Raw genomic sequence first — 15,294 nt, 5'->3', positions numbered from 1 at the left:
GTACCTTCGCAACTTATTAGAAAAGGAATCCAACATGACGCTGACCACTATTCTGCTCCTGATCACCGCCGCTGCGCTTGTCCTGACCGGCATCACGTACTATGTGCTCAAGCACAAAGACAGTTTACTCCTTAGTTTCCTACAGAACTGGACGGGGGCACTCTTTCTTTTTTCTGGCTACGTGAAAGCAGTTGACCCACTGGGTACAGCTTACAAAATGGAACAGTACTTCGCTGAGTTTGAATCGACCTTTGCAGATACTGCTCTTGGCTTTATGGCACCGGTCTTCCCAATACTTGCCGAATACAGCGTTAGCTTTTCCGTTTTCATGATTGTTCTGGAAATCATCCTTGGCCTTGCGCTCATCATTGGCTTCCGGCCCAAACTGACCTCCTGGCTGTTCTTCCTCCTGGTCGTCTCCTTCACCATTCTGACCGGCTTTACCTTCCTTACGGGGTACGTTCCTTCCGGCGTTAACTTCTTCTCCTTTGGAGACTGGGTTCCGTTTGCGGAATCTAATATGAAGGTGACTGACTGTGGTTGCTTTGGCGACTTCCTGAAACTGGAGCCATTCACCAGCTTCATGAAGGATGTAGCGCTGATGGTTCCAGCCTTTATCTTTCTTTTCTTCACAAAAAACATGCATCAGTTGAGTGCTAAATCCAGCACCATTGCAGCAGGTGTCCTTACCGCGCCCGCAGGTCTGCTGATGGGTTCTTTCATCCCGGTAGCTACCAGTGCAGTCTATGGTCTGGGCTTTCCGAAGCTAAGTAAACTAAAGGAAAAGACCGCCCGCTTGGTGATCATTGGTATTCTGACCGTAGGTACCCTCGTATACTGTATGAGCAATTATGTTTGGAACATACCTGGTCAGGATTTCCGTCCGTTCAAAGTAAATACTGACGTAGCTGCCGTCAAACAGGCTGAATCCGATGCCGCTTCAGCCGTTACCACGCTGGGATACATCCTGACGAATAAGGTGGATGGTACCGTCAAAGAGCTTTCTACGGAAGAATTTCTGAAAGTCTATAAAGACTACCCTGAAACCGATTGGTCGTACGACACCAAAGTATCTGAACCGTCCATTGAGCCAACCAAGATCAGTGATTTTGAGATGTCAGATACAAATGGAGACGACCCGATTCCTGCTTTGCTGGAAGACGATGGCTACACCTTCCTCATCGTTGCCTTCAAACTCAAAGGTGAAAAGGGCAATTGGAAATCCAGTTACCTGAATAACTGGAAAGAAGACATTCAGCCGCTGGCTACCAAAGCCCTTGCAGCGGGCCACAAGGTGGTAGGACTGACGAAATTCAACGACGAAGCTTCCATCGATGATTTCCGGAAAAACATCGGTGCGGACTACCCCTTCTGGCGGGGAGATGACATCATGCTTAAGACCATCATCCGGTCCAATCCAGGTGTGGTATTGATGAAAGATGGCGTGATCCTCGGTAAATGGCACCACAGCCGGTTGCCAGCTTTTGAGGAGATGGAAGAAATACGGTAGTACGTAGTTCAATAGTCGACAGTCCCTCAGACGGTGCTGAATCGAGCAAGTATTCTCAAAAAAATCGCTTCAGCCCGAATCTTTTTCGTTGCTTTGCAGCCGGAGGCAGGCCTTTCTGGCATCTCCCTTGAAAATTCGCCCGTTTATGCTCAGTCGTCGCAACGTTCGCATCAAAATAATGCAGGTCCTCTATGCCGCCCAGCGGCAAGAGTTGGTCAGCGCAAAGGCCTACGATTCTCTGTTGCTGCAATTCGTACGCAATTCCTTTCAGCTTTATCTGCTGAATTTGCTGATCATTCAACGGGTGTGTGAGTACGCTAAGCATGACCTGGCCACGCGCCGGGCGAAGTTGCGGCCTTTGGATGAAGATAAAGTCTTCAAGTCTATCCTGGCCGACAACCTAGCCATCCGCTCGCTTTCCGATAACCTGGAGTTATCTCGTAAATACGATGAGTACGGTATTCGTGGTATGGTCGATGCCGATCAGATTCAATCCCTCTACCGGGAATTTCTGCAAACCGAAGACCACCAGGTCTACCAGGCCGCCGACGATATGGGCAGGGAACCAACCGTTGCCGTATTGCTGAAATTGTATAAGTGGTTGCAGGGGCAGGAGCTGTTCCTCAATATGGTCGAAGATCACTTTCCTTTATGGAAAGGAGACAAAAGCCTGATCGTTGGCGCCATTAAAAAGACGGTGAAGGCGATGCCACTCGAACAGGACTTTTACCTGACCTACGAAGCACACAGCGAAGCCATTGTAGACTTTGGCCGACCGCTTTTGAAGTTCGTCGTTGAAGCCGACGTTCAGTTACTGGATCGTATCAAGACCGTACTTCAAAATTGGGATGCAGAGCGTGTAGCCATTATCGATATGATCCTCATAAAAATGGCGATGGGGGAGTTTCTGCAATTTCCCAAAATTGCTCCAGAAGTAACGATGAACGAATACGTCGATATTTCCAAAGTTTACTCTACCGATAAAAGCCGGGAATTCGTGAATGGCGTGCTTGATAATTTGCGCAAGGCGCTGGAAAAGGAGGGATTGATCTAAGTAATCCTGATGGTAGTCTCCCAACCTTCCAATACTGGTCTGGAATTCAGGCTCCAATTATTCCCATAACTTTCCTTCAGGCGAGCCTCGACATAGCGCAGGCCAGTACCTTTCACAATATTTTCAGCAGTAGGTACCCCTTGCTCATCGACGGCTAGAAAGCGGAACAGCTTTCCAAAATCGGTTGATTCCTGGCGTAGACGAAAGATTACGTTGCTCCCCTCTAGGACCACTCCGGAATGGTGGCTGATGCCATTTTCAATTAGCGTTAATATGATGGCAGGGGGAATGTGGTCTGCCGGATCGCAATTCTCAGTAATCAATTCATACTGTTGGAGTTTACGGAATCCCATCACTTTTAGATGGGCTCGGCAGAGCGCTAACTCCTGCTCCATGGGGATCAGCTGGCGCTCAGACACCTCAAGCAAGAGGTCAAATTCTTCGCTTAGGGACAATAGCAATTCTACACCTTTTGGTGGATGTTCCTCGATCCAGTCGATCGCCGAAGCGATTGAATTCATTAAGAAGTGAGGTTGTATACTTTTTTGAAGCAGCTCTAATCGCAACCTACTCGATAATAGTAAGGCTTCCTCTCGCTCCTGGCGATCATTTCGCTCCTTTATCGCAAGTGACCCCATACTGGTCAGGACCAAATAACTAAAGCCTGCGTAGAGTACCATGTCGTAATTTTTGTAACCGACAATTAGTGCTATGGTTACCGGTAGTACGCCGAAGAAGGCAAGGCGCGCACCTTTTTGCCGGGTAAGAACTGCCCACAAACAGATGCCTGAAGCGAGTACAAAGCCAAGGATCATTCCAAAATTTGTTGTGGGGTCTAATCCGTAAGTATTGAAGGTTAGCAACAGAACAAATAGGCCCAATTGGGCAATGACCACGAGATACAACCACCTAAATCTAAAGCGTATGGAAAAGAAGATCGGCAAGCAGGCACTGATCAAATAGCTTAGGATAAGGATGGTCCACAAGCGGGGAAAGTGCCAGGGGTAGGGATAGAAGTAATAACTCCGAATGTACTCCATAATAAGCAAGGCAAAAAAGGACAGGCAAGTAGCCGCGAATACCAGTAAGGAGAAATCCTTACGGTTGGTGACAAACCTGAATCCAAAGTATAAGCCGATAATCAGGAAACAACCTGCGTAGATGTGCAGATAAGCGGCGGTGATGATGGGCTTAACAATCGGGTCCAAATAACCTGCGACTAAAATACCGTAGAACCTGACTTTCCCGTCGGCGTGAAAATTTGACACCTCCAAATTCAGTAAGTGTTTACCCGGCGCAAGTAATGAATCTGGCAAATAATAAACATAATCAAGCTGGCCCGGAATTTCCGTATCGGCCGATTGCCCTACGCTACCGTTGGCTCCCAGACTGTTTCCGTCCCAGTACGCTTCAGAGCTGGCCAGCATAGATATCAATAGTCCGTAGGGTTTGTAGGCAACCGGCTTGCCATTTACCTCCACTTCGATCCTGAGCTGGAAATGACCGACCGACCGAGGCGGGCCAGTTTCCCAATCTGGCGCTCCCACAAGCTGGTGCTCAAACTTAAGGATATCCACCCTGAAAGTCTCGGGGGGAAGTGCGAAGGAACAACCACACCAAAAAAAAGCGAATAGCATCAGCCAGCAGTGTTTCATATTACGAAGGTAGGCTGCTTACCGGAGCGAAAAATGTCGTTGGCCTCTCCCTGAGTGCAGTTGGCAAGGAATGCCTTGACGAGGAGGTAATTGGACCTCATTTTTGCTTCAAATCAATACAAATGAAAACCATGTTCTTACGCTTACCGCTACTTTGCCTACTAACCCTAACCTGCACCTGCGGCCCCGCCCTGATGAGCCAGCAAGCACCGAAACTTACCCTGGAGCCCTACGAATTCATTACTCAGGACGGACGAAAAACGGAGGCAGAAATGGGCTCCTTTTCCGTACCCGAAAACCGAACTAAAGCCTCCGGGAAAAAGCTCACTCTACGTTTCGTCAGGTTCAAAAGCACCAACCCTAATCCAGGTTCCCCGATTGTTTACCTGGCGGGCGGGCCTGGCGGCTCCGGCATTGGTACGGCCAGAGGCACTCGACATGACCTCTTTCAAGCGTTGCGCGCCGTTGCCGACGTAATTGCCTACGACCAGCGGGGAACCGGCCTCTCCGATGGACCGCCTCGCTACCCTGGTTTTTGGTCCGTTGACCCTGCTAAGGTGATGACCCAAAAGGAAATCCGCCAGATCATACAGAAGGCCACCCGCGAGGCTGCTGATTTTTTCGCCGACAATGATTGTGACCTCAGTGGCTACAACACCAACGAAAGTGCTGATGATCTGAATGATTTACGGTTGGCCCTCGGTGCTGAAAAGATCAGTCTTTGGGGGATTAGTTACGGGTCCCACCTCTCCCTCACGGCCATAAAGCGGCATGAAAAACACCTGGACCGGATAGTGATCGCCGGCATCGAAGGATACGATCATACGGTGAAACTACCCATTCATCAACAGCAATTACTCGAAGACATCGATAGGCGCATCAAGGCCAATCCAGCAACTGCAGCCGTTTATCCTGACTTTCTCGGAGACATTGACCGGCTACTAAAAAAACTCGACAAGGCACCCGCTATGATCCCAGCTAAACATCCGGTTACCGGAGACACGATGCTGGTAGCTATCGGCAAGCATGACATGCAGCAGCTGGTGAGTTGGTCGCTGGCCGGGCCAGAAAATTTTAGTGACCTGCCCTTTATGGTACAATCCATGTTGCGTGGTGATTTTTCTATTGTGACGCCCTATGCATTTTACGTAAAAATGGGTCAATTTAACGGCATGTCAATGGCTATGGACATAGCCTCGGGCATTTCTCCGGCCCGCAGAAAACTCGTTGAAAAGCAGGCCAAAACTACTCTGTTGGGAGCTGCCATCAACTTCCCTTACCTGGATCAGTACGATGAGCTGACCGAACTGGATGCTGGAAAGGCCTTCCGTGCTCCCTACCCCACCAAACTACCTGTGCTCTGCATCAGCGGGACACTGGACGGACGAACGTCAGCAGAGAATGCTGTTGAAACCCTGAAGCACCTCAAAAATGGGCACCATCTGGTCATCGAAGGGGCAGGACACAGTGATCCGCTGTTCTTGTCTTCGCCACGGATTCTGGAAGTAATGCGTGACTTTTTCGAAGGAAAAGACATCAAGGACGAGCGCATCGTTTTGCCTCCGGTTGAATGGGTACTGCCTGAGTAGATGCTGGAAAAGTGGTTCTACTCTACCAAAGCAGGTTCGGGATGGGTTTTATAAAAACCGATCCCGAACCTCCTGGTACCGGGTACGTCCGACCGGAATTTTCCGCCCATCTTTCAGCAACAACGCATATCGCCCACCTCCCTCAATGCGCAATTCCTGGCAGGCGTTGATGTTGGCGATAAATGACTTGTGTACCCGAATAAAATCTGGAGGGAGTAAACGGGACAGGCTTTCCAGTGACTTATCCGACAGTTCCGTTGGATGAATATTTACATTTTTTGGGCGCGGGCGCAGGTGCAGGGTGGTGTAGATATCCGCTCCCTGCACAAAGAGTATGTCGCTGACGTCAATCAAGGTTAGCTTCCCCTGTTTTTTTATGGCGAGCTTGCTCAAAGGCCGGTCGGGATGTCCCTGATGATTCAGGTAACGGTCCACCGCCTGTCCCAGGCGTTGCCCGCTGAAGGGTTTGGCGACAAAATCGAGTACGCCGTAGTCAAATGCTTCCAGCGCCCGATCTCGATAAGCAGAGACGACAATGACGTCAAAAGACCCGGCAAGAAGCGATTGCAGTACGGTAAAACCATCCTTACCGTTTAGGTTGAGATCCAAAAACATCAAGTCAATGGTTTTCTTACTGAGATGGTCTAATGCGGCTGCAACACCAGGTACCCTAACCAAAGAGGTGATTCGGTCCCCTAATATTTCCTCCAACAACCGTTGGAGGCGACGGGCCATACTGGCTTCATCTTCGACAATAAGTAGGTGCAAAATACCGGGGGAATTAATTAGGCTGCAAGGTACGGCAACTTGAAGAGGACTACTCGTACGCTCCCTACCACACCTCCCGACGGGTGAGGGCTATTAAAAAAGACTCCGCGTTTTTCATGAAAGCCACGATAATTACCGGCCTTTACGGTTAGTTACAGTTCAAGCAGGCAAAAATCTGAGATAATTTTTTAAAACTACAAGTGTCGTATTTAAACGAAATGCCTTATCTTTACCGTTAAAGATCAACAAAAGGCCGTTCTTGTGCCTTAATCGAAAAATTGTAAGTCATGAAAATTTCTCAACTCCTTGCGTTCGTTATTATTAGCCTGAGTTTCTTTGCTTGCCAGTCAGGTGGTGCACCAACTGAAGGCACCCTCATTCGAGGTGAACTGACCAACGCCGCTAATCTGAAAGTCTATCTTGACCGGGTGTCGGTTAATTCTGCCAATGAAGTCCTGGCCAATGCGCCCATCGACGGTAATGGCAACTTTGCCCTTGGTTTCGTCGATGGCCTGAAGCCCGGCATCTACCAATTACGCGTAGGTGCCCAGAAGGCGATCATTGCCATTGGTGAAGGCGATAACCTGGTGGATATCAAGGGAGATGTCTCCACTTTCGGAGAGTACCAATTCACCGTTACTGGCTCAGATGAGGCACAGGAAATGGTTGGAGCCATGAAAGGGCTCCGTCAAGGCACCGTTTCAGTCGGAGATATCCAGAAGATTGTCGAGGAGGTCAAAAACCCGGAAATAGGGGCCTTCATTGCCTTCAACACTTTGTCCCGTGCCGGCGAGCAGGGTTTACCCGTTCACAAGGCAGCCGTTGCTCGTTTGTCTGACGGTTCAACCATGAAGCCGACCTACTTAGCCTTCGTTCAGGCTATGGAAGGTCAGTTGGCGCAGCAGCGTAGTGCTGAACTGATTCAAGTAGGAATGCCTGCTCCAAACATCTCTCTTCCCAGCCCCAGCGGTAAGCAATACTCCCTCGACGAACTGAAAGGTCAGGTGGTTCTGCTTGATTTCTGGGCCAGCTGGTGTGGTCCTTGCCGACGGGAGAATCCGAACGTAGTTCAGGTGTACAAAAAGTACAAAGATGAAGGCTTTACCATCTTCAGCGTTTCACTTGACGGCCTTGATTCACGGCGTACAGCTAATTTGTCTGCCGAGCAGATTGCCCAGGCCAATGAGGGGCAGAAGCAGCGCTGGACGGATGCAATCGCTAAGGACAACCTCATCTGGCCATACCACGTAAGCGAGCTCAAGAAGTGGGAAAGCCAGGCTGGCCAGCTCTACGGTGTACGCGGGATTCCGAAAACCTTCCTCATTGACCGGGACGGCAAAATCGCTGCCGTCGGCCTCCGTGGTGCAAGCTCAATCGAAGCCGCACTGCAGAAAATAATTTAGACTAAGTCACCGCATTTTAGCTAAAGAGCGCCACGCGAAGCCTATTTGCGTGGCGTTCTTTTTTGGGTATGCTTGTTTTTATGATATCGTTTTAGTTTGTAAGGGATTGCCGGTGTTGTACTTCTACATATTTACGGCAGTTTATACGCACCTTGTATAAAGCCCTTGTCGTACTTCTACATATTTACAACAACCCTTAAAACAAAGCCCCTTCGCCAAACTTGAAGTTATAGAAAGCATCAGCCGGAAAACTCGCCCGCCCGATTAGCCCCGTCCCTAATTTGCTAATTCCATAATTCGCTCATGCATCCCAGAAATCGCTACGCAAAGCCGCACAATTTTCCTGCCCTTACGAAAGTGGTACCCGGTCTTGCGGATTACCTGGTCACAACGCCGGATGGCCGTACCAGCCTCAACTTCGCCGCTCCAATGGCGGTTCGGCTCCTCAACCAGGCTTTGTTACTGCAAGATTATGACCTGAAGTTCTGGGACATCCCCGAGGGCAACCTTTGCCCGGGGGTTCCGGGCCGGTTGGATTACATCCATGCCCTGGCCGAACTATTGGAAGGCGATCAGGCGCGGACGCAGGTGCATGGAAAAGAGACGAAGGAGCAAAGCGGGAAGGGACAAACGAAAATTACCGGTCTTGACATCGGCACCGGTGCCTCGCTCATATACCCCATCCTTGGAATAAAAGAATATGCGTGGAACTTCGTTGCTACCGACGTTTCAACACGATCAATGAAAGTAGCGGGGGCCATTGCGAGGTTCAACCCCGCGCTGGTAAAGAAAGTAGCTTTGCGCCGCCAACCGGATACTGCAAGAATTTTTCACAACGTAATAAGGCAGGGAGAATGGTTTGACTTTACGATGTGCAATCCGCCATTTTTTGAATCTGCTGAAGCCGCCGGGGCGGCCGCCCGGTTGAAGTGGGAGAAGTTGGGTAAAACAACCGGCCCCTCCCCTACCCTTAATTTCGGAGGCCAGTCCAATGAGTTGTGGACAGCCGGCGGGGAACCTGCCTTCCTCCGACAAATGATTCGGGAATCCGTTGATTATGCGAACCAGGTAGGTTGGTTTACCACCCTGGTGTCTAAGAAGGGGTACCTCAGGATTGCGGAGATCGAGTTCGGACGACTGGGGATTACGACCACTAAAACCATCCGCATCGGTCAGGGAGGGAAACTTCGGCGGATACTTTGCTGGCGGAAGTCAGACTGATAATTGCGTTCTGCTCTAACTGGAATGTACTTCCGTAGAAGTACGGGTTACCCCGTTAGGACGTCAAATGCTCAACGTCCTCCCCCTTTGCACCTGCGTCCCCGCCCTAATAAAACAGTCCGGCAATCGCCCCCGTCATCAAACAGGCAATGGTGCCACCCAATAAAGCAATCATGCCCAGGTCCGTCAGGTTCTTGCGCTGCCCCGGCGCGATGGCGCTGATGCCGCCAACCTGAATGCCGATACTCGCGAAGTTAGCAAAGCCACACAGTGCGTAGGCCGCAATGAGCGTTGCTTTGGGGCTCAGTCTGCCACCACTTTCCTGAACAACCCGAAAGGTATCATAGGCCACAAATTCATTGATCACCGTTTTGAGGCCCAGCAATTGCCCTACAACGGTAATGTCCTGGCCGGGCACACCGATGATCCAGGCAACGGGCGCGAAACACAAAGCAAGTAAATAGGTAAAACTAAAGCCTTCGAAACGGCCGCCAGTAGCAGCCGCGATCGTTTGATTCCAGGTATTACCCATAGCCTCGGCACTATCCCATACCTCGCTGTTGGCCCCCATGGCCAACCAGTTGACAATGTCGGTTACCCCCAAAAAGATTTCATTAAGCATGAAGATCAGCGCCGTAAACACGAGCAGCATTGCACCTACGTTGACGGCCAGCTTCAGCCCATCGGTCGTTCCACGGCTAATGGCATCAAGGAGGTTGTTGCTGTCATCAGCTGCCATTTCCAGGCGCTTGTCTTTTTGGGGTGTATGTGCCGTATGCGGATCCTCGGAGTCTGCCCCGGTAACGGCAGCAAGTTCCTCGCTGGTTTCCGGAAGCAGCATTTTAGCACAAACGATGGCTGCAGGAGCCGATATCATACTTGCCGTAAGCAGGTGCTTGGCAAAAAACTGTTGCATTTCAGGATCACTCCCTCCCAGGAAACCGACATAGGCCACAAATACGCTGCCGGCAATGGTGGCCATCCCGCCAACCATCACGCTAAGCAATTCGGAGCGCGTCATTTTTTCGAGGTAAGGCTTCACCACTAGCGGAGCTTCCGTTTGGCCAATGAAGACATTAGCAGCAACCGCTAAACTTTCCGGACCACTGAGCCCCATGGCTTTACTCAGTAACCAAGCAAGTCCGTAGACCACCTTTTGGAGTATGCCGAGATAGTAGAGGACCGCAGTTAAGGCGGAGAAGAAAACGACTGTCGGTAACACCTGGAAGGCAAATATATAGCCGAAACTATCCATATCGTTGACGATGCTGCCGAATAGGAACTCTGAACCCGCGGCAGTAAACTCAAGCGTTTTACGAAAACCGGTAGCGATATAATCGAAAATAATCGAAACGCCTTTCACTTTAAGAATAAGTATGGCTAGAATGAACTGCATCGTCAGGCCAATACCAACCAGGCGCCAATCGATGGCTTTACGGTTACGGCTAAAAGCATAGCATACACCAATCATTACGGCAAGGCCGAGTACACAGCGGAAGAGATCGTAGGCGAAGGTCATGTTGATGTTTGGGTACGGCGCAAGATAGGGTGAAGAGTTCGGGTTTCAGTATTCAGCTTTCAGGATTTAGTGTTCAGGGCTCAGGTTTCAGGTCTCAGGGGACAGCTTGCAGGTTTTAGCAGCTACTCCCCTCGTTTAGGGCGCGTTCTTTATTGTAGCGCACTGAATCCTGATGGCTGAATCCTGAATCCTGTCCGCTGAATCCTGATTACTGAATACTGACCACTGATTACTCTCCGCTGAATACTAATTACTGAACCCTGAAAACTATCTTCGCCCCATGAAACACCCTTTCCTTATCGGCATAACCGGCGGCTCCGGCTCTGGCAAAACCACTTTTATCCGTCAGCTCCGGGAAGGACTCGATGAAAGTCAGGTCAGTTACCTGAGTATGGACGATTATTACGTACCGCGCGAGGACCAGAAAGTCGATAAATTAGGCGTCCATAATTTTGACCGCCCGAAGTCGATTTACCGTGAGGAGTTTGTTCGCGACTTGAAGAAGCTCTATAAGGGCAAAACAGTAAGACGTAAGGAATACGTGTTCAACAATGAATTAGCGGAGCCCAAAATGCTGATCTTTCAGCCCGCGCCAGTCATCATTGTCGAAGGGCTCTTTGTGTTCCACTATAAGGAGTTGAGGCAAATGCTTGATTTACGGATTTTCCTGCACGCCAAGGATAACCTGAAGGTTGTTCGCAGGATAAAGCGTGATCGGGTAGAGCGCAATTACCCCCTGGAAGACGTACTGTACCGCTACGAACACCACGTTTTACCCGCGTATGAGAAGTACGTGGAACCTTATAAGGAGAAGGCCGACATCATCGTCAACAACAATACTGACTTTAGTATGGGGCTGCGGGTGGTGCGGGCCTTTGTTGAGAAGTTACTCCAGAAGTAATGCTGACTTGAACACAGAAAAGTCGAAGCCCTTCTGCGTTACGTAGGCTGCTGGTAATCGCGGTTGTACGTTTTCCAAACCTATTTCTGAACCAGGGTCCCCATTTAGGATAGCTGGGCGGGGCCGCAGGTGCAAGTTTGTTTACGAGAAGCAAAGCTTGTCAAGTACCATGTTTCACAGGCAATGATTTATTGCCTAAATTGCGACCGAAAAGCAGCGAACTGTTGGCAAAAGACGTTTCGTCTATATAACTGGCTATTTGCCTTTTCAGCCTATCTAAACGCCCACCTAAAAATTCTGTCTTCAATTCTCAAGATTATTCCAGCAAGAAATCTACCAGTTTCTTGCTACGCCATCATTCGGCAGTTGGATCAACATTTGTCGTTTGAGGTTTTTTTAATAGATACTCTACAAGTATCTAACGCACACTCATTTTTCTAACCAATATTCACTATAATGAAACAGTTTATTTTTCTATTTCTGCTCGTAGTAGGAGGAGTCGGCACTATGCTGGCTCAACGCTCCATTACGGGTACAATAACGGACGCCAGTGCCGAAGGGTTAATTGGCGCTTCCGTATTTGTAAAGGGTACCACCACGGGTACTGTGACCGATTTTGACGGTAACTTCTCGTTGTCCGTTCCTGCCAATGCTGAAATGCTCGTAGTTAGCTACACCGGATTCGCTACACAAGACGTACCGCTAACCGCAGCTTCTACTTACGCCATCACTCTTTCTGAGGGTGTTCAACTTTCCGATGTTGTTGTTACCGCGCTCGGTATCAGCCGGGAGGAAAAGTCCCTTGGTTACGCTGTAGCCCAGGTAGACGGTTCCGACCTGACCAAGACCGCTGAAAACAGCTTGGTCAGCTCGCTCTCTGGTCGTATCGCTGGTGCGCAGATCAACAACTCTAACTCCGGTTTGGGTGGTTCTGCCAACATCATCCTGCGTGGTGCTACTTCCGTGACTGGTACTAACCAGCCACTTTTTGTTGTTGATGGTATTCCAATCGCCAACAACACCCACAATGGTTCTGGAGCCAGTGTCGCCGCTTCCGGTCGTGACTACGGTACAACTGCACAGGATATTAACCCCGCCGACATCGCTACAGTATCCGTACTGAAAGGTGGTGCTGCTGCCGCACTTTACGGTTCGCGCGCCTCTAACGGTGTTATCCTGATCACCACCAAGTCTGGTTCTAACCGGAAAGGTCTTGGTGTTTCTATCAGTTCCGGCATGACGTTTAACAACGTGGCCGTACTGCCCGACTACCAGAATAAGTATGGTGGTGGCTACAGCCTTGATTTCGCTACTTTCGAATTTGACCCAGCAGTTCACCCTGCAGAATGGTCTTCTTTCGATGGTCAGCAGATGCCCGAGTACTACGCCGACGAAAGTTGGGGACCCGAGCTCCTCGGACAGAATGTTCGTCACTGGGACAGTTGGTTGCCCGGCGAAGAGTTTGGTAACCTCCGCCCCTGGAGCGCTAACCCCGACAACATCAAGGACTTCTACGACACAGGTGTAGCAATTGACAACAACATTGCCATCTCCGGCGGTAACGACGTTTCGTCGTTCCGGATGTCTTATACCAACAGCTCTACCAACGGTGTATTCCCCGAGTCTACGCTGAACCGTAATACCGTAAACATCAATGCCAGCCAGAAACTGGGTGACAAATTCACGGCTACCATTAATGGTAACTACGTGAACACCAAGGGTGATGGCCGCCCCGCCATCGGTTACGGTGGTTTCGGCGATGCCGTAAACGTACAGACCAATTTCAACGAATGGTACCAGCGCCAGTTGGATACTGACCGTCTCCGGAACTACGAAAACCCCGATGGCTCACCCCGTACATGGAACATTCGTGGCCCTGAAGATACCCGCGCACTTTTCTGGGAAAGCCCATTTTGGGTAGTTAACAACGATCGTGGTAACGACAACCGTGACCGTATTTTCGGTAACGTTAGCCTTAAGTATGACATCCTTCCTGGTCTCTCCATCGTTGGTAGTGCCCGTACGGACGTCTATAACTTCCAGGTAAACGACCGCCTGGCCTCCCGCTCTGCGGCGAACATCGCCTACGCTGAACGCCTGACTGTTTCCAACCGTGAGAACAACTTTGAGCTCCTCGCCAACTACAATACTACTCTTGGTAGCGACTTCACCCTCGACGCAACCGTTGGTGGTAACCTCCGCCAGGACGAGTACAGTAGCAGCAACTCCAAGACCAGTGGTGGTCTCAGCGTTCCCGGTTTGTACACGATCGAAGCTTCCGTTGACCGTCCTTCCCGCTCTGACTTCATGAGCGAAAAAGAAGTACAGTCTGTATTTGGCCGCGCAAGCTTCGGCTGGCGCTCCTTGCTCTACGTTGACGTAACCGGTCGTAATGACTGGTCTTCCGCCCTGGAAGAAGGCAACAACAGCTACTTCTACCCTTCCGTATCCACCAGTTTCGTGTTCAGCGAATTGCTTGGTGACGATGGTATTGTCAGCTTTGGTAAGTTACGTGGTGGTTTTGCTACCGTGGGTAATGACCCTGGTGCTTACCAGACGCGTGATGGTTTCGGTGCTACCGATCCTTACGGTTCTAACCCAACCTTCGCCGTGCCTAACACCCAGGCCAACCGTAACCTGGTTGCGGAGTCCATCACTACTTACGAAGTAGGTTTGGACATGCGTTTCCTCAACGACCGCATTGGTTTTGACCTTACTTACTACGACATCGAGTCCAAGGACCTGATCATCAACCTTGGCGTTTCCGGTACAACTGGTTTCTCCAACGTATCTACCAACGCCGGATTGGTCACCAACAAAGGTGTGGAACTGAAGCTTTACGGTACGCCCGTCCAAGGCCAGAACTTCACCTGGAACACCGCAATCAACTTTGCCTCTAACCGCAACGAAGTAGTTGAGTTGGCCGAAGGCCAGGACCTGCTTTCTTTGGGTAGCTACGGCACTCAGTTCGTCGCTCAGGTTGGCCAACCTTACGGTACACTCATCGGCCTCGGTTACGAGCGCACCGATGCTGGCGAAATCCTCATCGACGAAACCGGTTTCCCCGTACTCGCTTCTAACATCAACATGGGCAGCGTATTCCCCGATTTCACAGGTGGTTTCATCAACGACTTCACCTTCAAAGGCTTCCGCCTGGGTTCAGTGATCGATTTCCGTAAAGGAGGTACGCTCTATTCTGTTTCTAACCGTTGGGGCACTTACTCTGGTCAGTTCTCTAACACTGTTGGCCTGAACGCCAATGGAGTAGACATTCGCCAGCCAGTAGCTGACGGAGGTGGTATCATTGTTGAAGGTGTCCGTGCTGACGGAACACAAAACGATACTTACGTTGAAGCTCAGACGCACTTTGGTCGTCTGCGTAACTTCCGTGAAGCCTTCACTTACGACGCCAGCTTCATCAAGCTCCGCGAAGTAAGCCTTGGTTACGATATTCCCGCCAGTGTACTGGGCAATACTTTCATTGGTAGTGCTACCGTTAGTGTATTTGGACGTAACCTTGCTATTCTGAGCAAGAATACGCCGAACATCGATCCCGAAAGCGCTGTATCTAACAGCAACGTTCAAGGTTTCGAAAACGGTCAAAACCCGTCTGTTCGCAGTATCGGTGTTAACGTAAAACTTGGTTTCTAAACAGCAATGCCAACAGTGGTAGT

The 15,294-nt window shown here is 50.2% G+C and carries 10 protein-coding genes; 7 read left to right on the top strand and 3 right to left on the bottom strand.

Annotated features, from left to right (window positions below):
• The first annotated feature begins 34 nt into the window (after positions 1-34).
• Together B036_RS0107620 and B036_RS0107615 are read left to right on the top strand one after the other, a co-directional pair.
• The gene (locus B036_RS0107620; protein WP_020568104.1) at positions 35-1,510 is read left to right on the top strand and encodes a DoxX family protein; all 1,476 of its coding nucleotides are present in this window, start codon (positions 35-37) and stop codon (positions 1,508-1,510) included.
• A gap of 145 nt (positions 1,511-1,655) precedes the next feature.
• Entirely contained in the window at positions 1,656-2,564 is a 909-nt protein-coding gene (locus B036_RS0107615) for a transcription antitermination protein NusB (protein WP_020568103.1), read from the top strand.
• Here B036_RS0107615 and B036_RS0107610 read toward each other — a convergent pair.
• Positions 2,561-4,219, bottom strand: coding sequence for a histidine kinase (locus tag B036_RS0107610; protein ID WP_020568102.1), 1,659 nt, complete (start codon positions 4,217-4,219; stop codon positions 2,561-2,563). The genes B036_RS0107615 and B036_RS0107610 overlap by 4 nt on opposite strands.
• A 122-nt stretch (positions 4,220-4,341) precedes the next feature.
• Here B036_RS0107610 and B036_RS28465 point away from each other — a divergent pair, with 122 nt between their 5' ends.
• Positions 4,342-5,808, top strand: coding sequence for an alpha/beta fold hydrolase (locus B036_RS28465; RefSeq protein WP_020568100.1), 1,467 nt, complete (start codon positions 4,342-4,344; stop codon positions 5,806-5,808).
• 48 nt (positions 5,809-5,856) lie between these two features.
• Here B036_RS28465 and B036_RS0107595 read toward each other — a convergent pair whose 3' ends face one another.
• Positions 5,857-6,576, bottom strand: coding sequence for a LytR/AlgR family response regulator transcription factor (locus tag B036_RS0107595; RefSeq protein WP_020568099.1), 720 nt, complete (start codon positions 6,574-6,576; stop codon positions 5,857-5,859).
• A gap of 287 nt (positions 6,577-6,863) precedes the next feature.
• On the opposite strand from B036_RS0107595, the gene B036_RS0107590 reads away from it, so the two are divergent.
• Together B036_RS0107590 and rlmF are read left to right on the top strand one after the other, a co-directional pair.
• Positions 6,864-7,979 carry a TlpA family protein disulfide reductase gene (locus tag B036_RS0107590; protein WP_020568098.1) on the top strand — a complete coding sequence of 372 codons (1,116 nt, stop codon included), beginning with the start codon at positions 6,864-6,866 and terminating at the stop codon, positions 7,977-7,979.
• 303 nt (positions 7,980-8,282) lie between these two features.
• Positions 8,283-9,200: a 23S rRNA (adenine(1618)-N(6))-methyltransferase RlmF gene (rlmF, locus tag B036_RS0107585; RefSeq protein ID WP_020568097.1), complete on the top strand. Its 918-nt coding sequence runs from the start codon at positions 8,283-8,285 to the stop codon at positions 9,198-9,200.
• A 106-nt stretch (positions 9,201-9,306) separates the two neighbouring features.
• Here the strand turns inward: rlmF and B036_RS0107580 are convergent, their stop codons facing one another.
• Positions 9,307-10,719, bottom strand: a complete 1,413-nt coding sequence (locus B036_RS0107580) for a NupC/NupG family nucleoside CNT transporter (RefSeq protein WP_020568096.1) — start codon at positions 10,717-10,719, stop codon at positions 9,307-9,309.
• Between the two features lie 280 nt (positions 10,720-10,999).
• Between B036_RS0107580 and B036_RS0107575 the strand changes: the two genes are divergently transcribed.
• Positions 11,000-11,620, top strand: a complete 621-nt coding sequence (locus tag B036_RS0107575) for a uridine kinase family protein (protein ID WP_020568095.1) — start codon at positions 11,000-11,002, stop codon at positions 11,618-11,620.
• Positions 11,621-12,076: 456 nt separating this feature from the next.
• Positions 12,077-15,271 (top strand): SusC/RagA family TonB-linked outer membrane protein, encoded by a 3,195-nt coding sequence (locus B036_RS0107570; protein ID WP_020568094.1) that lies wholly within the window; start codon positions 12,077-12,079, stop codon positions 15,269-15,271.
• Positions 15,272-15,294 lie beyond the last annotated feature (23 nt).

The sequence above is a fragment of the Neolewinella persica DSM 23188 genome (assembly GCF_000373105.1).
Classification (GTDB): Bacteria; Bacteroidota; Bacteroidia; order Chitinophagales; family Saprospiraceae; genus Neolewinella; species Neolewinella persica.
Note: the sequence above shows the minus strand (reverse complement) of the source record. Positions and strands in the feature narration are given on the sequence as shown.

Bases quoted from the DNA above. Each gene is read 5' to 3' on its own strand.
- B036_RS0107590 (WP_020568098.1), top strand. From the start codon at position 6,864: ATGAAAATTTCTCAACTCCTTGCGTTCGTTATTATTAGCCTGAGTTTC.
- B036_RS0107620 (WP_020568104.1), top strand. From the start codon at position 35: ATGACGCTGACCACTATTCTGCTCCTGATCACCGCCGCTGCGCTTGTC.
- B036_RS0107580 (WP_020568096.1), bottom strand. From the start codon at position 10,719: ATGACCTTCGCCTACGATCTCTTCCGCTGTGTACTCGGCCTTGCCGTA.
- B036_RS0107610 (WP_020568102.1), bottom strand. From the start codon at position 4,219: ATGAAACACTGCTGGCTGATGCTATTCGCTTTTTTTTGGTGTGGTTGT.
- rlmF (WP_020568097.1), top strand. From the start codon at position 8,283: ATGCATCCCAGAAATCGCTACGCAAAGCCGCACAATTTTCCTGCCCTT.
- B036_RS0107570 (WP_020568094.1), top strand. From the start codon at position 12,077: ATGAAACAGTTTATTTTTCTATTTCTGCTCGTAGTAGGAGGAGTCGGC.
- B036_RS28465 (WP_020568100.1), top strand. From the start codon at position 4,342: ATGAAAACCATGTTCTTACGCTTACCGCTACTTTGCCTACTAACCCTA.
- B036_RS0107575 (WP_020568095.1), top strand. From the start codon at position 11,000: ATGAAACACCCTTTCCTTATCGGCATAACCGGCGGCTCCGGCTCTGGC.
- B036_RS0107615 (WP_020568103.1), top strand. From the start codon at position 1,656: ATGCTCAGTCGTCGCAACGTTCGCATCAAAATAATGCAGGTCCTCTAT.